Raw genomic sequence first — 17,992 nt, forward strand, 5'->3', positions numbered from 1 at the left:
GAGCAGGCCGCACGAGTTCGCGTGGGGGTTTTACGGAACGTCCCCCACCGGGGGCGTCCCGCACGCTCCGCTTTACGAGTGGTTTTGCGAGCGTCACCCGTGCAGGAGCACCAGGTCGTCCCTGTGTACGACCTCGCGTTCGTACGCGGCGCCCAGCTCCCGTGCGAGCTCGTGCGTCGAACGCCCGATCAGCCGGGGGATCTCCTTGGCGTCGAAGTTGACGAGTCCCCGGGCCACCGCGCGGCCCCGCGCGTCACGCAGTTCGACGGGGTCGCCGGCGCTGAACTCGCCCTCCACGGCGGCGATCCCGGCGGGCAGCAGCGACTTGCGCCCGTTCACGACCGCGTCCACCGCGCCGTCGTCCAGGGTCAGGGCGCCCTGCGGGGTGGAGGCGTGCTGGAGCCACAGGAGGCGGTCGGCGGAGCGCTTGCCGGTGGGCTGGAAGTAGGTGCCGGTGTCGCCGCCGGCCAGGGCCTCGGCCGCGTGGACGGCGCTGGTGAGCACCACCGGAATGCCGGCGGCGGCGGCGATCCGGGCGGCCTCCACCTTGGTGACCATGCCGCCGGTGCCGACGCCGGCCTTGCCCGCACTGCCGATCTCGACGCCGGCGAGGTCCTGCGGGCCCCTCACCTGAGCGATCCGGGAGGTGCCGGGCCGGCTGGGGTCGCCGTCGTAGACGCCGTCGACGTCGGAGAGGAGGACGAGCAGGTCGGCGTGGACGAGGTGGGCGACGAGGGCGGCGAGGCGGTCGTTGTCGCCGAAGCGGATCTCGTCGGTGGCGACGGTGTCGTTCTCGTTGACGATCGGGAAGGCGCCCATCGCGAGCAGCTCGTCGAGGGTGCGCGAGGCGTTGCGGTGGTGGGCGCGGCGGCTCATGTCGTCGCTGGTGAGCAGGATCTGGCCGACGCGGACGCCGTAGCGGGCGAAGGAGGCGGTGTAGCGGGCGACGAGCAGGCCCTGGCCGACGCTGGCGGCGGCCTGCTGGCGGGCGAGGTCACGGGGGCGGCGGCGCAGGCCGAGGGGGGCGAGGCCGGCGGCGATGGCGCCGGAGGAGACGAGGACGATCTCCCGCTCCCCGCCGCCGCGGCTCTTGGCGAGGACGTCGACGAGGGCGTCGACGCGGTCGGCGTCCAGGCCGCCCTCGGCGGTGGTCAGCGAGGAGGAGCCCACCTTGACGACGATCCTGCGGGCCTCGCCCACGGCCTGCCTTGCCCTTGCCACGGTGCCTTCCGTCCCCTCGCGCGCTGTCGGCTGCCTGCCCGGCAATCTACGCGAGCGGGGCCGGGAGGCGCTCACCGGTCCAGCTCCCGGACAGCGCGGGGGCGCATGGTTCGCTCACAGATTCGCGGACGGCAAAAAAGTTGTAGTGGTTGCCTGTAGAAATCAAAACCTGATCCAACATAAGTTGAACTTTGTGTCACATAATGTTCGCCCTGTGAAGCGTGTCCTGCTGCGCTCGGGCAAGAGCCCGTACGACGTCCTGTCCGTCGAGGAGGCTCTCCACCGGGACGTCATCGCCACCAACTCCGGCAACCTGATCTTCAGCGATGCCGCGCACAAGATCCTGGAGACACCGCACACCGAGGTCGTCTCCAACGGCATCGGCACGGACGTCTCGGCGGCGGCCCGGATCAACGAGGAGTACGACGTCTTCGTCGTGCCGCTCGCCAACGCCTTCCGGCCGTCCTTCGAGGGCCGGCTCAAGCGGCTGACCCGCCTGATCGACAAGCTGCGGATCCCCGTCGTGGTGCTGGGGGTCGGCGCGCAGGCCGGGCTGGGGTACGACCCGGCACGGCTGAAGCCGATGGAGCAGTCGGTGCGCGACTTCTGCGCGGCGGTGCTGGAGCGCAGCGCCTCCATCGGGGTGCGTGGCGAGTTCACCGAGCAGTACCTGCGCGACCTGGGCTTCCGTGATGTCGAGGTCATCGGCTGCCCGTCGCTGTTCCTGTACGGCCGGCAGCTCGACGTGCGCAAGCGGGTGCCCCAGCTGACGGCGGACGCGCGGATCGCGGTGAACGGTTCGCACCACGCGGTGCAGAAGCAGGGCCTGGACCGGATCATCACCCGCGCCCACGACCGCTACCCGAACCTGTGCTTCATCGGGCAGAACATCAGCGACGCCCGGCAGCTGCACTGGCGGGACCTGAGCGACCCCAACGCCCGGGTGACGGCGATGCCGACGCACCCGGACCACCCGATGTACCGGGAGGGCAAGGCGCGGGTGTACGTCGACCCGGTCACCTGGATCGACGACCTGCGCTCCTACGACTTCTCCTTCGGCTCGCGCATCCACGGCAACATCGCGGCGCTGCTCGCGGGGACGCCGGCGACGGTGCTGTGCGGGGACTCGCGCACGCTGGAGCTGTGCCGGTACTTCGAGATCCCGCACCGGCGGCTGGACCAGGTCACCAAGGAGCTGCTGGCGGCGGATCCGGTCCGGCTGTACGAGCAGCTGGACCTGAGCGGGCTGGTCGGGGGCCACGCGGAGCGCTTCGACCGGTTCGTGGCCTTCCTGGACAAGAACGGGCTCGACAACACCTTCACGCACGGCGACGGCGGCGCGGCCTTCGACAAGAAGATGCGGTCGCTGGCGTTCCCGCCGGGCATCCGGCCGTGGAACGACGCCGACCCCGCCGCGCTGAGCGGCCGGTTCGGCTGGCTGCACAGCCAGGTGAGCGAACTCGCCCGGGACAACGAGCGGTTGCGGCGGGAGCTGGCGAAGGCGAAGGACGCGGCGAGCCCGGCCTCCGGCACGTCCGTCTACCGCCGTGCGCGACGCGTGGTGGGCCGCCCCCTGCGCCGCGCACTCCAGTCGGGCAAGCAGTAGCCCCGCGGGGAAGGAGGGGGCCGGGTGCGTCCGCCCGGGCCCCGGCCCCGCCCGCCGTGGGACGTCAGGCCGCCGCCGCTCCGAATTTCTTGCCCGCCAGCAGGCGCCGCAGCTTGCGGCGGATCTTGCGCACGGCGCGGCGCGGGACGGAGTTGGCGACCGCCTCGCGGTAGCCCGGGTAGGCGCGGGCCTCGCGGGCCTCGGCGCGATAGACCTCGTCGGGCACGCCGGCGGCCTTGGACCGGAAGTGCGGGTAGCCGAGGTAGAGCCGGGTGCCGCGCTTCTCCAGCACGGCGTCGGGCTGCTTCTTCTCCTTGACGAACTTGACGACGTCGACCAGCAGATCGGGCCGCTGCATGGCGACCAGGTGCAGCCGCAGCCGCTCGTGCACCTTGAGCCGGCGGGCCACCCCGGGCGTCCAGTAGGCCTCCATCAGCGGCTTGGCCAGATCGAACTTGTTCCGCCGGATCTCCTCACCGTCCGTGAGGAACTTCGGGCCGAACTGCGGCAGCAGCGTGACGAGGAACGGCCGCACCATGAGCAGGTCGCGCTTGTCGCCGGCCGGGACCATGTCGGCGATCAGCTTCATCAGGGAGCGCGCGGAGTCGAAGCGCAGGGTGTAGCTGCCGCTCTTGGTGACCTGCTTGCCGTCGTCGCGGCCGACCAGGTAGTAGCAGGTGTAGTCGGCGACCACGGAGACACCGTCGGCGCGCAGGTACGCCTCCAGGGTGAAGAGGGCGTCCTCGCCGGTGAACAGCGACTCGTCGAACCGCATGCCGTGCCGTTCCAGCAGGGACCGGCGGAACAGCTTCTGCGCGCTGAGGGTGAACTTGATGTTGGAGGTGAAGACGTCGGCCCGGTCCAGCGTCTTGCCCCACATGGACTTGGGCGCGGAGCGGTTGACGCCCTCGACCCGGCCGAGGACGACGTCCGTGCCGTTCTTGTCGGCCATGGCGACCATGCGCTCCAGGGCCTCGGGGCCGAGCCGGTCGTCGGCGTCGAGGAAGAAGACGTAGCGACCGCTCGCCTTGGCCAGGCCGACGTTGCGGGGGCCGCTCGGGCCGCCGGAGTTCTCCTGGCGGACGACGGTCACCGGCATGGGGGCGCGGGCGGCGAACTCCTCCAGGCAGTCGCCGGTGCCGTCGGTGGAGCCGTCGTCGACCGCGATGACCTCCATCCGGTCCGCACCGATGGTCTGCGCCTCGACGGATGCCAGGCACTCGACCAGGTACGGCATCGCTTCGTACGCCCCGATGACCACGCTCACATCGGGCTGCGTCACGACGGTCACACTTCCCCCTCGTTCACCAAGATTTTTCCCCGCATCGACTCGATCGCAAGGTGCTAGACGGGTGGTCGGGGGTGGCGGTTGCCTTGCCGAACGCCCTGAGTGGCGGAACTCACAGACAGCCGCCGCACAGACAGTACGCCGGCACGGTAAGAACCGCCCAGGACCGGTTGAGAGCGGGGCAAGACGCGAGTGCGGGCACGACGTGAACGCAGGGCACGAGAAGGCCCCCGGGGAGTGCTCCCCCCGGGGGCCGGGTGTGCTGCGGCGGGCCGGTCAGCCCGCGGTCACGCCGTCCGTCTCCCCGGCCGACACGGCGCGCTGGGCCGGCACCGCGCCGGTCAGCTCGGCCGCCTGGGCGGGGTCGGCCTCCGCGGCCAGCCGGGCCTCCTGGCCGGCGTTGCGGGCCTCGGACTTGCGGGCCAGGTCGGCGACGGCGCCGTTGAACTGGTCGATCGAGGCCGGCTCGTCGGGGCCGAGCAGGTACTCCTTCAGGTCCTTGCGGTCCTCCGCGAGCGGGTCGGCGGACGGATTGCGCACGGCGTGCAGCAGATCGCCCAGTTCGACGGCGCTGTTGGACAGGATCACCGCGGCGCGCACGGCCGTGTTGTGCCGCTTGAACTCCTCGACGCCCACCGCGGCGGAGTCGGTGACGGCGTACGGCTTGCCGCTCGCGATGAAGTCGGAGACCACGGAGGAGATGTCGGAGACCATCGCGTCGGAAACGTTGAAGCAGTCGTACAGGCGCGGTTCGGCGCCGGTGATGACGCGGTGCTCGTGCGACGGGAAGGAGCGCCAGTAGGCCTCGTTCCACTCGGCGCGCAGCCGGGCGATCTCCTCGTGCTTGACCACGTCCACGATGCCGTCGCGGGTGGCCTCGGCCTCGTCGCCCTTGGTGCCGCCGGCGCCGGCCAGCTCGGCGAGCCGGGCCTCGATGCGGGCCAGTTCGGCCTTGGCGCGGTCCATCGCGGCGCGGTCGGCGGTGAAGCGGGAGTCGCCGGCGCGCTCGGCGGCGGCCTTCTCGACCATTGCGGCGATGCGCTGGTGGGCGGCCTTGGCGTCCTTGCTGACGGTGCCGGTGAACGGGTGCGGCTTGTACAGGACGCGGACCGGCGGGTCGGCCGTGATCAGCCGCTGGACGATGTTCTCGCCTGCCAGCACGATCGAGGTGTTGCCGGGGTTGCCGTCCCAGCCCTCCCAGGTGGGGGCGTAGAGCACGGTGGGGATGCGTCCGGCGGGCACGCCCTGCCGGCTCTGGATGGGCGCGAGCTGCGGGCGGCCGACCTCCACGATGTCGTCGTCGCGGACGCCGACGTCGGCGATGGCGTAGCGGTCGCGGCCGGCCCGGCCGGCGGTCCACACCTCGTCGTACACCTTGCTGTACGGGTTGACGCTGGCGAGCTTGTCGCTGTCGCCGTGGCCGATGAAGACGTGCTTCATGGTGGGCACGCGCAGCAGGTGGATGTTCTTGCCGACGTTGGCCGCGTAGAGCGCGACGCGCACGGTGGACAGGTCCAGGTTCATCAGGTGCACCCCTCCGGGCACGCAGATGACGGGGACCGTGGTGGGCGCGAGGTTGTTCAGGATGACGCGCTCACGCAGGATGATCAGCGGCCGGGTCTCCAGCCGCTCCATCGTCTCCAGCCACATGTTGACCTGGTAGGCGGAGTCCTTGGAGCCGGAGAAGTACAGGACCGTCTCCGGCTTGTAGCCGGCCAGCCAGTCGTCGACGGCGGCGAGGACGGCGTCGGCCCGCGGCGGGATCCGCCGGCCGCGCACGTGGGGCACCAGGGCGAGGACGTAGAGGCAGCCGAGGCCGAAGGTGAGGCCGACGCCGACGAAGCCGGGGGCGGCGGAGTCCAGCCCGGCGGCGACCAGGATGCCGGCGACCGCGAACAGGTCGAGGTGGAGCATCTTCTCCGCGGAGCGGTGCAGCAGCCCGCGCGGCGGGGCGTCCGGGATGCGGATGCGGGACTTCAGGTCGACGTTGCGGGTGGCGACCGGCATCCGGCGGCGGTTGCGGATGAGGGTGACCAGGGCACCGTGCGGGGCCTGGAGGCCGTAGAAGGCGATGAAGCAGGCGACCGCGCCGTAGAAGATCAGGTCGTCCGAGAGGGACAGGCGGGCCAGCAGCAGGACCAGCAGCAGCTGCCGGATCAGGAAGCGGATCGACAGACCCGCCCGGACCTTGCTGAGGCGGTTGATCAGGTAGCTGCCCTTGCGGTGCAGATAGTGGTCCGCCAGATACGTCACGGCGGCCAGGGCCGCGAAGGCGGGAACGCTCGGGACGAGCGCGGCCAGCATGAGGGCCGGGAAGCCCAGCATCACGAGGACCGCCGCGGCCAGCTCGGCCGCGTTGCCCACCCGGGCGACGCGAATAGCGGTGGATATCACGGAGAAACCTGCTCTGGGAGGGAGGGGTGCCGGTTTTGTTCAGTCATGCCGGAAATGCCGGTGTTTCGGGGAATGTGCGAATATTCGCGGTGTACGGATTCAGGCCCCTGCGAACACCCGGTGAACGAGCGAGCACAGAGGCCTGAATTCATGAAAGCTATTTAACGGCGATTATTACACGCCGTCCTGACGGTCCAGCACGGAGGCCAGCGCCTGCTCGAAGCCGGAGGCCCGGGCGGCGCCCGCGGTCGGGTCCTGCTGGCGCACGTCGATGACATGCCCGGTCAGCTCCGACAGCAGCACGTCCAGGGAGGTCCGGGCCACGGCCTCGGAGGAGAGCAGGGTGCCCGACGGCTCCTGGCCGAAGGCCTTGGTGCGCATCGGCGTCGCGGTGCGCTCGGGGTTGATGCAGTTGACCCGGATGCCGTCGGCGGCCCACTCGTCGGACAGCGCCTGGGTGAGGTTCACCATGGCGGCCTTGGTGGAGGAGTACAGCGAGTACTCGGCGCGGCCCCGGGTGTAACTGCTGGAGGTGTAGAGCAGCAGCTGGCCCTTGGTCTCGGCCAGGTACTTGTAGGAGGAGCGGGCGATCTGCACCGGCGCCAGGTAGTTGACCTTCAGCGCCTCCTCGATGGTGGCGTTGTCGGTCTCGGCGAGCTTGCCGATGCGCAGCACGCCCGCGGTGTTGACCACGTAGTCGATCCGGCCGGTGTCCGCGTAGGCCTTGGACAGCGCGTCGTCGACCTCCTCCGGGTTCTCCACGTGGGTGCCGGTGGTGGAGCGGCCCAGCGCGTAGACCCGCGCGCCGTAGGACCCGGCGAGTTCGGCGATGTCCTTGCCGATGCCGTAGGAGCCGCCGAAGATGACGACGGTCTTGCCGGTGAGCAGCTCGCGGTAGGCGTCCTCGCCGTTCTGCTCGGGCGCGGCGGTGGAGGCGAGCTGGAACAGCTTGTCGGCGATGAAGACGTCGACCGGCTGGGTCACCTTCATGTTGTACTCGTCGCCCGCGACGACGTGGATCGGCACGTCCGGCAGGTACTTCAGGACCACCGAGCAGTCGTCCGTGGCCTGGAAGTTCGGGTCGCCGGCCGCGACCTCGTAGGCACGGCGGATGGTGGACAGCTTGAAGGCCTGCGGGGTCTGGCCGCGGCGCAGCCGGGAGCGGTCCGGGATCTCGGTGATGAACTCGCCGTCCTCGCCGTGGGTGCGCGTGACGATGATGGTGTCCGCGGACGGGATGGCGACGTCCACCGCCTGGTAACGGTCCAGTGCGGCCACGCAGTCGTCGATGACGCGCTGCGAGAGCAGCGGGCGCACGGCGTCGTGGAAGAGGACGTTGAGGTCCTCGCCCTCGGCCAGGCCCTCGCGGAGGGCGGCGATGGCGCGCTCGGTGGTCTCGTTCCGTGTCGCGCCGCCCTCGATGACCTTCTTCACCTTCGTGAAGCCCGCCTTGGCGACGATCTTCTCGACGTCCGGCACATAACCCGGGGCCATCAGCACGATGACGTCGTCGATCGAGTCGGCGTTCTGGAAGGTGGTCAGGGTGTGCTCGATGACTGCCTTGCCGGCGATCTTCAGCAGCTGCTTGGGGATCGACAGACCCACCCGCTGGCCGGTGCCACCGGCCAGGATCACTGCGGTGGTACGGGGCTTGGCTATGCGCTGGGACACAGGTGACCTACCTTGGGGCGACAGGGAACCTTGAAATGGTCCCACTTTCGGTTACCGCGATGCAAGGTGAGCGACTCTCACCGCATATGTGCGCGCAACCTGTCATTCACCTTTCACTCCCGGTGACACGCGACGGGCGGCGTGAATGCCGGTGAATTTGCTGTGAGTAACTCCACAGGTGTCCCGGGAACGACAAGAGCCCGGGACCCGTCCGGGTCCCGGGCTCGCGTGGAAACCGTCACACCAGGCGGACGCCCGGCTCGTCCGACTCCACCCGCAGCCGGGCCAGGGTGCTCGCCGTCGCCTGCGGCTTGAGCACCGTGTCGACCACACGGACCCGCGCGTCGATGCCGTCGGGGCGGATGTCGAACAGGTGGTAGCCGCGGTGGGCGTCGATGAGCTTCCAGTGCGGGTTGTCCGCCATCAGCGGGTCCCACTGCTTGTGGAAGGCGTCCTGGTCCTGGTCGCCGCTGCTGGAGATGGAGGTGCCGACGAACTCGGCGCCGACCACGTCGGAGTCCGGGTCGTCGAAGTCCGTCTTCAGGTCGCTGATCATCGTCAGATGGCGGTCCCCGGTGAGCACCACCGGATTGCGGATGCCGGCGAACTCCTCCAGCAGGGCGTTGCGCTCGACCTGGTAGCCGTCCCAGGCGTCGTAGAACCAGAGCTTGCCGTCGCCGGGCAGCAGATCGGTCTCGGCCATCATGATCTGCGAGGCGACGAGGTTCCAGCGGGCCGGGGAGTCGTACAGCCCGTCCAGCAGCCACTGCTTCTGCTCGGCGCCGAGCATGGTCCGCGTGGGCTCCTGGGCGCCCTCCTGCGTGGTGGCCTGGTCGGTGCGGAACTGCCGGGTGTCGAGGACGTTGAGCCGGGCCAGCCGGCCGAACTCCAGGCGGCGGTACATCTGGATGTGCGGGCCGTCGGGGATCGCCGAGGCGCGCACCGGCATGTGCTCGTAGTACGCCTGGAAGGCGGCCGTCTGCCGGGCCAGGAACTTGTCGTGCGGCTGCTTGTCGGGGTCCTGCGGGACCTCGCCGGCCCAGTCGTTGTCCACCTCGTGGTCGTCGAAGGTGACCACCCAGGGGGCGTTCGCGTGCATCGCGGCGAGGCCGGGGTCGGTGCGGTACTGGGCGTACCGGTTGCGGTACTGGGTGAGGGTGTACGGCTCGCCCTTGCCCTCGTGCCGCCGCACGGCCGTCGCCGAGGGCGTGGACTCGTAGATGTAGTCGCCGACGAAGAGCACGATGTCCGGGTCCTGCGCGAGCATGTCGGCGTACGGCGTGAAGTAGCCGTGCTGCCAGTTCTGGCAGGAGGCCAGGGCCACGCGCAGCGCGCCGCCCCGCTGCCGGGGATGGGGCGCGGTGCGGGTGCGGCCGGTGGGCGAGAGCTGGGTGCCGGCCCGGAAGCGGTACCAGTACGCGCGGTCCGGGCGCAGGCCGCGGACGTCCACGTGGACGCTGTGACCGAGTTCGGGGCGGGCCTCGGCGGTGCCCCGGCGGGCGATCCTGCGGAACCGCTCGTCCTCGGCGATCTCCCAGTCCACGGGGAAGGCGGCGGCCGGCATCCCACCGCCGTTCAGCGGGTCGGGCGCGAGTCTGGTCCACAGCACGACGCCGTCGGGGAGCGGATCACCGGAGGCCACGCCGAGGGTGAACACGCCGTCGGGCACCGGGGTCCCGGCCGCGCGGGCGGTGCCCGGCAGCCACAGCTGGGCGGAGGCCGCGGCCCCGAGGACGGCGGCCCCGGCGGTCAGAAAGCGGCGGCGGTCGGGGGATGATGCGGTCATGCGCTGACTCCCTTTGCCACAGTGGCCACATGGACGGGTGGGTCGGACATGCGGAAGTTCAAACGGCCGTACGGTCCGCCTGCTGAACCGGGTCCATCAAGGGCATGACAACTGGGGAGACAACAGGAGACCCGTCACGGCACGGGAAAACCCTCGCGCCACGACGGGACTGACGGTAGGTCAGAAACCGGCCCTCCCGCCGGTACCGGTGACCGGCTTCACCCGGGGAGCACGGAACCGAGCCAGGCGCCGGACGCGGTGGTGCCGAGCGTGCGCGCGGTGACGGCGAAGGACCCCTGGGCGCTCATGCGGCCCGGGAACACCCAGAAGGCGCCCGCGTACGCGTCCTCCTGGGGCGCGGCGACCACCGGCTCGGCCTTTCCGTCGCCGTTGCCGTCCACGAGGTACACCTGGTACCCGAACCAGTCGTCCTTCTCCGCCGTCCCCGGCACACCGGGGCTGTTCTGGCTGAACACCTTGGTCCCGGCGCCGGTCACGCCCGAGCGGCCGCCGGGCAGGACGGCGAAGGTGCCGGGCGAGCGCAGCCCGTCGAAGTCCTCCCAGGGGAGGCCGGCCACGATGTCGGCGCGGCCGTCGCCCGTCACGTCGCCGACGGACAGCGCCTGTCCGAACCCGTCCCGCTCCTGGACACCGGGCACACCGGGCGTGTCCTGGGTGATCACCTGGGGCCGGCCGGGGCCGAGGCCCTGCTTGCCGGCGTAGCGGACGCGCACGGTCTGCCCGCCGACCACCAGGTCCGCGCGGCCGTCGCCGTCAAGGTCGCCGAGGGCGATGTCGCCGCCCTCCGTGCCCCTGAAGTCCTCCAGTTCCACGGGGGCGCGCAGTCCGTCGCGGCTGCCGCGCGCGTAGAACACGCCGTAGCCGTAGTCGCCCTCGTCGTCCCGGTCGTAGGCCCGGGCCAGCGTGGCGGTGTCGTCGATGCCGTCGCCGTCGGTGTCGCCGACCGCCACCGCGACCGTGCTCAGGTCCCCGTCGATGAACTGCGCGCCCTCCTGGGTGGCCGCGGGGCGGCCGTCCCGCCCGAACGGGCCGAACAGCACCCGCCCGGCCTGCGCCAGGTCCTGGTGACCGTCGCCGTTGAAGTCACCGGCGACCGTCAGGTGGTCCAGGTAGGGACCGCTGTCCCCGGCGGGCAGCAGCGTGCCGGAGACGAAGCCCTTCGGGCCGCCCCACAGCACGGTCCGGCTGCCGGCGCGGGCCACACCGTCCTGGGTCCACCGCTCGCCGCTCGCACCGACCAGCAGATCGGTGAAGCCGTCGCCGTCCAGGTCCGCGGTGACCAGCTGGTCACCGAAGCGGTCGCCCTTCTCGACGGTTCCGGGAACGCCGGGGGACGCCTGTGTGTAGACCTTCCCGTGCTTGGGGTCGAGCCCCTTGGCGGAGCCGTACAGCACCGCCACGTAACCGGCGTTGGCCTTGCCGCCCACGGTGGCCTGGAGCGCGGAGACGGCCAGGTCGCCGTAGCCGTCGCCGTTGAAATCGGCACGTACCTTCCGCGCGGGCGGCTTGGGGGCGGCGTCCGCGGCCGGTGCCGTCAGCAGGGCGCCGGCGGCGAGGGCGACGCCGACGGCGAGCGCGAGGGTACGGCGGTGGAAGGAACGGGGCTGGTCAGGCACGTCGTCTCCAGGGTCGGTGAAAAGAGCGGTGCGACCCGCGACGGATCAGGATCCGTCACGGGTCGCACCGTTCGACTCACCGGTACGGGAGGGGGTTGCCTCCCGCTTCGCCGCCGGTTTCCCCGGCGTTCACTTTCGGCCACCGCCGCCGCCCGAGGGCGAGGCGTAGGACGGGACGTACGCCCCGCTCGGACGCATCGGCCCGCCCGGACGGGCCGGCTTACTCGAACGGGTCGAACTCGTCGTACTCCCGCAGCACCTCGTCGCGCTCCGCCTGCTTGTCCCGGCGGCGCTGGGCCGCGGGGCGGGGCTCGTCGAAGCGGTGGTCCTCGCCGCGGCGGCCGAGCATCTCCGCGCCGGACATGACCGTGGGCTCCCAGTCGAAGACGACCGCGTTCTCCTCGGGGCCGATGGCGACGCCGTCGCCCGCGCGGGCGCCCGCCTTCATCAACTGCTCCTCCACACCGAGGCGGTTGAGCCGGTCGGCGAGGTACCCCACGGCCTCGTCGTTGTTGAAGTCGGTCTGGCGGACCCAGCGCTCCGGCTTCTCACCGCGCACCCGGAACAGCGGCTCCCCGCCGGCGTCCTCGCGTACGACGGTGAAGCCCGCGTCGTCCACGGCCTTGGGCCGGATGACGATCCGGGTCGCCTCCTCCTTCGGCTTCGCGGCGCGCGCCTTGGCGACCAGCTCACCGAGGGCGAAGGTCAGCTCCCGCAGACCCGTGTGGGCCACGGCCGACACCTCGAAGACGCGGTAGCCGCGGGCCTCCAGGTCGGGGCGGACCATCTCGGCGAGGTCCTTGCCGTCGGGCACGTCGATCTTGTTCAGGACGACGATCCGGGGCCGGTTGCCCAGCCCGCCGTACTGCCGCAGCTCCTCCTCGATGACGTCGAGGTCGGAGACCGGGTCGCGGTCCGACTCCAGCGTGGCGGTGTCCAGCACGTGCACCAGCACGCTGCACCGCTCCACGTGGCGCAGGAACTCCAGGCCGAGGCCGCGGCCCTGGCTGGCGCCGGGGATGAGACCGGGCACGTCGGCGATGGTGTAGACGGTGGAGCCCGCGGTGACCACGCCGAGGTTCGGGACCAGCGTCGTGAACGGGTAGTCGGCGATCTTCGGCTTGGCCGCGCTGAGCACGGAGATCAGCGAGGACTTGCCGGCGCTCGGGTAGCCGACGAGCGCCACGTCGGCGACGGTCTTCAGCTCCAGGACGATGTCGTGCAGGTCACCGGGCTCGCCGAGCAGCGCGAAGCCGGGCGCCTTGCGCCGGGCGGAGGCCAGCGCCGCGTTGCCGAGACCGCCCCGGCCGCCCTGCGCGGCGACGTACGAGGTGCCGTGGCCGACCAGGTCGGCGAGCACGTTGCCCGCCTTGTCCAGCACGACCGTGCCGTCCGGGACCGGCAGGATCAGGTCCTGGCCGTCCTTGCCGGAACGGTTGCCGCCCTCGCCGGGCTTGCCGTTGGTGGCCTTGCGGTGCGGGGAGTGGTGATAGTCCAGCAGCGTCGTGACCGACTGGTCGACGGTCAGGATGACGTCACCGCCACGGCCGCCGTTGCCGCCGTCGGGTCCGCCGAGCGGCTTGAACTTCTCACGGTGGACGGAGGCACAGCCGTGGCCTCCGTTACCCGCGGCGACATGCAGTTCGACGCGGTCCACGAAGGTGGTCATGGTGGGGTGCCTCCAAAAGATGACGGGTTTTACCTGTGTTAACACGCGAAAGGCGGACCCGCCTTCCCGACCGGGAAGTGAGGTCCGCCTCGCGAAAGCGTTCGGTGCTGAATCAGACGATCAGACGATCAGGTGATTCAGGCGACCGGGACGATGTTCACGACCTTGCGGCCGCGGTGGGTACCGAACTCCACCGCACCGGGCTGCAGGGCGAACAGCGTGTCGTCGCCGCCACGGCCGACACCGGCGCCGGGGTGGAAGTGGGTGCCGCGCTGGCGGACCAGGATCTCACCAGCGTTCACGACCTGACCGCCGAAGCGCTTCACGCCGAGCCGCTGGGCGTTGGAGTCGCGACCGTTCCGAGTGGACGATGCGCCCTTCTTGTGTGCCATTTCTCCTCAGTCCCTTACTTCGCAGCCGTGGGGATCGACGTGACCTTGATCGCCGTGTACTGCTGGCGGTGACCCTGCCGACGACGGTAACCGGTCTTGTTCTTGTAGCGCAGAATGTCGATCTTCTGGCCCTTGTGGTGGTCCACGACCTCGGCCTGGACCTTGATGCCGGCCAGGACCCACGGGTCGCTGGTCACGGCGTCGCCGTCGACAACGAGCAGGGTCGAGAGCTCGACCGTGTCGCCAACCTTGGCAGTGGAAATCTTGTCAACCTCAACGATGTCGCCGACAGCAACCTTGTGCTGGCGACCACCGCTGCGCACGATGGCGTACACGCGGATCTCACTTTCGCTCGCTCGGAACCGGCACCCCCGCAGGCCAGCCGCCCAGAAACACCAGAGGCGACCTCTCCCGGCCAACCGTGTGCCCGGGAGGAAGAGGTTTACGGGGATGTGGCGTGTCAGTGGACACGCCGACGGTCAAGAGTACGGGGCCGCTGTCCAAGGGGTCAAACCGGGCCCCGCCGGTGTGCGGCCGGTCACGGGGACCGGCCGCACACCTGGGACTGTCAGCCCTCGTCGCCGGCGCCGGAGACCGTGGTGGTCTTCTTCGCCGTCGACTTCGCGGCGGCCGTCTTGGCGGTCTTCGTCGCCTTCTTGGCCGTCGTCTTCTTGGCGGCCGTCTTCTTGGCCGTCGTCTTCTTCGCGGTGACCTTCTTCGCCGCCGCCTTCTTCGCCGGGGCCTTCTTGGCCGCCGCCTTGCGCGCGGTCTTCTTGGCCGGAGCGGCTTCCTCGGCCGGAGCGGCTTCCTCCGCCGCCTCGGCCACCGGGACCTCGGCCACGGGGGCTTCCGCCGCCGGGGCCTCCTCGGGCGCCGTCGCCGGGACGACCACCACGGCCGCCTCCTCCGGTGCCGTCGGCGCGGTGGCCTTGCGCACCGCGCGGCGGCGCGGCCGGGCCGGCGCCGGGGTACTCTCGGCCGCCACCGGCTGCTCGGTCACCGCCGGCTGCTCGGTCACCACCGGCTGCTCGGCCTCGGCGGACCGCTCCGCCGGGACCTCGGCCGCGGGCGCGGTCTCGGGCACCGTCACCACGGCCGCCTCGGCGCCCGCGGGGGAACCGGCCGGAGCCGACACCTTCCGGGTCGCCCGGCGGCGCGTACGGCCCTTGGGCGCGGCCTCCTCGGCGGGAGCCTCGGCCTGCGGCGCCGGGACCACCTGGTCCTCGACGGCCGCCGGCTCGGCCAGCGCCTCGACGGCGGGCTCCGGCCGCACCGGGCGCGCCGCCGCCTCCTCGGCGGTGACGTCCTGGGCGGTCGGCACCTCGGGCTCCGCGGCCGGCTCGGCCTCGGCCTTCTCCGCCCTGCGCGGGGCCTTCTCCGCCTTCGGCGCGCCCGCCGGAGCCGAAGCCCGGCGGCTCGCCCGGCGCCGGCCGCGGCCACGGGTGGCCGCGGCCTCCGCCTCGGCGACACTGCTGTACAGCTCCTCGTCCGGCGCGAAGTCGGGCGCGGGCAGGGCGATCGGCTCGGCGGCCTCGGCGGCCACCTCGGCGGCGGACTCCACCGCGGGCTCGACGGGCGCGCCGGCCTCCACGGTCACGGCGGGGGTCTCGTGCACGTGCTCGTGCACCGGCTCCGCCGCCTCGGCGCCCCGGCCGCCGCGCTTCTTGCGCTTGCCGCCGCCACCGCCCGCGGCGGCCTGGTCGAGGTGGACGACGACACCGCGCCCGTTGCAGTGGACGCAGGTCTCGGAGAAGGACTCCAGCAGGCCCTGGCCGACCCGCTTGCGGGTCATCTGCACCAGGCCCAGCGAGGTCACCTCGGCCACCTGGTGCTTCGTACGGTCCCGGCCCAGGCACTCCAGCAGGCGGCGCAGCACCAGGTCGCGGTTGGACTCCAGGACCATGTCGATGAAGTCGATCACGATGATGCCGCCGAGGTCGCGCAGCCGCAGCTGGCGCACGATCTCCTCGGCCGCCTCCAGGTTGTTCCTGGTGACCGTCTCCTCCAGGTTGCCGCCCTGGCCGGTGAACTTGCCGGTGTTGACGTCGATGACGACCATCGCCTCGGTCCGGTCGATCACCAGCGAACCGCCGCTGGGCAGCCAGACCTTGCGGTCCAGCGCCTTGGCGAGCTGCTCGTCGATCCGGTAGGTGGCGAAGACGTCGACCTCGCTCGTCCACTTCGACAGCCGGCCGGCCAGGTCCGGGGCGACGTGCGAGACGTAGCCGTGGATGGTCTGCCAGGCGTCGTCGCCGCTGACGATGACCTTGGAGAAGTCCTCGTTGAAGATGTCGCGCACGACCCGGACGGTCATGTCCGGCTCGCCGTACAGCAGCGTCGGGGCGTTGCCGCTCTTGGCCTTCTTCTGGATCTCCTCCCACTGCGCCTGGAGCCGCTCGACGTCGCGGCGCAGCTCGTCCTCGCTCGCGCCCTCGGCCGCGGTGCGCACGATGACGCCCGCGTCCTCGGGGACGATCTTCTTGAGGATGGTCTTCAGCCGGGCCCGCTCGGTGTCGGGCAGCTTGCGGCTGATGCCGGTCATCGAGCCCTCGGGCACGTACACCAGATAGCGGCCCGGGAGGGAGACCTGGCTGGTCAGACGCGCGCCCTTGTGGCCGATCGGGTCCTTCGTGACCTGCACGAGCACCGGCTGGCCGGACTTCAGGGCCGACTCGATGCGGCGCGGTCCGCCCGACATGCCGAGCGCCTCGAAGTTGACCTCGCCGGCGTACAGGACGGCGTTGCGGCCCTTGCCGATGTCGATGAAGGCGGCCTCCATCGACGGCAGCACGTTCTGGACCTTGCCCAGGTAGACGTTGCCGACGTACGAGGTCGACTGCTCCTTGTTGACGTAGTGCTCGACGAGCACGCCGTCCTCCAGGACACCGATCTGCGTACGGTCGCCGTGCTGGCGGACCACCATCACGCGCTCGACGGCCTCGCGGCGGGCCAGGAACTCGGCCTCGGTGATGATCGGGACGCGGCGGCGCCCCTGCTCACGGCCTTCCCTGCGGCGCTGCTTCTTGGCCTCCAGACGGGTGGAGCCCTTGATGGACTGCACCTCGTCGGACGGCTCGCCGGCCTTGCGCGGCTCGCGGACCTTGACGACGGTGCGCTCCGGGTCGTCGGCGGACGGCTCGGCGTCGACGGTGGCGTCACCGGCCCGGCGGCGGCGGCGACGGCGCCGGCGGCTGCTGGCGCTGGACCCGGCGGGCTCTTCGGCGCGGCCCTCCTCGGCGTCCTCCTCGTCCTGCTCGGCGGTGTCCTCGGCGTCCTGGGCGGCCTGCTCGGCGGCCAGGTCGTCGACGTCGGCGTCGCCGCCCTCGCCGTCGGCGGCGTCACCGCGCCGGCGGCGGCGTCCGCCCCGGCGGCGACGGCGGCGCGAGCCGGACTCCTCGTAGCCCTCGGCGCCCTCGGTCTCGTCGCCCTCCTCGTCCTCGGCGAGGTCCTCCGTGGCCTCGGGGGCCTCGGGGGCCTCGGGGGCCTCGGGGGCCTCCTCCGGCTCCTCCGTGGCGGCGGGCTCGACGGGCCGGGTGTCCTCGGCGGCACCGCGGCGGCGCCGGCGCCGGCGGGTGCCGGTCTCGGCGCGCTCCTCCGTGAAGTCCTCGGGCTCCTCGGGCTCCTCCGTCTCGGCGGCCTCGGCCGCGGCCTCGGCGGCGGCCCGCTCCGGGGTCTGGAACCGGGGCTCGGTGAACACCGGCGCCTGGAAGACGGCGACGGCCGGGCGGGCGGGGCGGCGCTTGCCCTTCGCCTGGGCGGGCTCCGCGGGCTCGGCGGCCTCGGCCGGCTCGGCGACGGGCTTGGGCGCGGTGGGCTGCGCGGGCTCGGCGAACCCGGACGCGGCCCGTACGGCACGGCGCCGGGCGCGGCGCGGCGTGGCGGCCTCGGCGGCCGGCGCGGGGACCTGCGGGGACTGGGCGGCGGTGGCCGGCTCGGTGGTGTGCGTGGTCACGGGGACCTCCGGCTCCGCGGCGGGGGCGGGAGCGTCCTCCCCGGCCTGGGTGGCGGCGGGAGCCTCGGCGGCGTCCTCGCTCGTGGGCGCGCCGGCGGGCGCGGACACCCGGCGGGTGGCCCGGCGCCGGGTACGGCGCGGGGCGGCCTCCTCGACGGGCGCCTCGGCAGCCGCCTCGGCGGGCGCCTCCTGCGCGGCGGGGGCGGCCGGCTCGGTCACCTCGGCGGCGGGTGCGTCTTCGGCACCCTTGGGCGCACCGGCGGGCGCCGACGCACGACGCGTGGCCCGACGACGCGGACGCGCGGGAGCGGCCTCGGCAGCCTCCTCGGCGACCGGCTCCTGCACGGCGGGAGCCGCGGCTTCACTCACCTCGGCG

11 protein-coding genes are annotated in these 17,992 nt (G+C 72.0%); 1 reads left to right on the forward strand and 10 read right to left on the reverse strand.

The annotated features are described in order from the left end of the window. Window positions 1-93 precede the first annotated feature (93 nt). Entirely contained in the window at window positions 94-1,200 is a 1,107-nt protein-coding gene (gene proB, locus ACZ4W9_RS06895) for a glutamate 5-kinase (protein WP_467933944.1), read from the reverse strand. Between the two features lie 235 nt (window positions 1,201-1,435). Between proB and ACZ4W9_RS06900 the strand changes: the two genes are divergently transcribed. Further along, window positions 1,436-2,827: a polysaccharide pyruvyl transferase family protein gene (locus tag ACZ4W9_RS06900; protein ID WP_467933708.1), complete on the forward strand. Its 1,392-nt coding sequence runs from the start codon at window positions 1,436-1,438 to the stop codon at window positions 2,825-2,827. 64 nt (window positions 2,828-2,891) lie between these two features. Here ACZ4W9_RS06900 and ACZ4W9_RS06905 read toward each other — a convergent pair whose 3' ends face one another. The 9 genes from ACZ4W9_RS06905 to ACZ4W9_RS06945 all read right to left on the reverse strand — a co-directional run. Continuing rightward, window positions 2,892-4,064: a glycosyltransferase family 2 protein gene (locus ACZ4W9_RS06905; RefSeq protein ID WP_467933945.1), complete on the reverse strand. Its 1,173-nt coding sequence runs from the start codon at window positions 4,062-4,064 to the stop codon at window positions 2,892-2,894. Window positions 4,065-4,391: 327 nt separating this feature from the next. Then, a complete protein-coding gene (locus ACZ4W9_RS06910; RefSeq protein ID WP_467933710.1) occupies window positions 4,392-6,509 on the reverse strand; it encodes a hypothetical protein in 2,118 nt (705 codons plus the stop codon). Window positions 6,510-6,683: 174 nt separating this feature from the next. Continuing rightward, on the reverse strand, window positions 6,684-8,180 hold the full coding sequence (locus ACZ4W9_RS06915) for a D-ribitol-5-phosphate cytidylyltransferase (protein WP_467933711.1): 1,497 nt from the start codon (window positions 8,178-8,180) through the stop codon (window positions 6,684-6,686). 238 nt (window positions 8,181-8,418) lie between these two features. Continuing rightward, a complete protein-coding gene (locus ACZ4W9_RS06920; RefSeq protein WP_467933712.1) occupies window positions 8,419-9,966 on the reverse strand; it encodes an alkaline phosphatase D family protein in 1,548 nt (515 codons plus the stop codon). A 218-nt stretch (window positions 9,967-10,184) separates the two neighbouring features. Further along, window positions 10,185-11,603, reverse strand: a complete 1,419-nt coding sequence (locus ACZ4W9_RS06925; RefSeq protein ID WP_467933713.1) for an FG-GAP-like repeat-containing protein — start codon at window positions 11,601-11,603, stop codon at window positions 10,185-10,187. 220 nt (window positions 11,604-11,823) lie between these two features. After that, window positions 11,824-13,272 carry a GTPase ObgE gene (gene obgE, locus ACZ4W9_RS06930; RefSeq protein ID WP_467933715.1) on the reverse strand — a complete coding sequence of 483 codons (1,449 nt, stop codon included), beginning with the start codon at window positions 13,270-13,272 and terminating at the stop codon, window positions 11,824-11,826. A 137-nt stretch (window positions 13,273-13,409) separates the two neighbouring features. Continuing rightward, window positions 13,410-13,664 (reverse strand): 50S ribosomal protein L27, encoded by a 255-nt coding sequence (gene rpmA / locus ACZ4W9_RS06935; RefSeq protein ID WP_020940020.1) that lies wholly within the window; start codon window positions 13,662-13,664, stop codon window positions 13,410-13,412. Window positions 13,665-13,678: 14 nt separating this feature from the next. Beyond that, a complete protein-coding gene (gene rplU, locus ACZ4W9_RS06940) occupies window positions 13,679-13,999 on the reverse strand; it encodes a 50S ribosomal protein L21 (RefSeq protein WP_009188585.1) in 321 nt (106 codons plus the stop codon). A gap of 233 nt (window positions 14,000-14,232) precedes the next feature. Beyond that, the coding region (locus ACZ4W9_RS06945) for an Rne/Rng family ribonuclease (RefSeq protein ID WP_467933717.1) at window positions 14,233-17,992 on the reverse strand (3,760 nt) is incomplete at its 5' end.

The sequence above is a fragment of the Streptomyces sp. NPDC029296 genome (assembly GCF_055569255.1).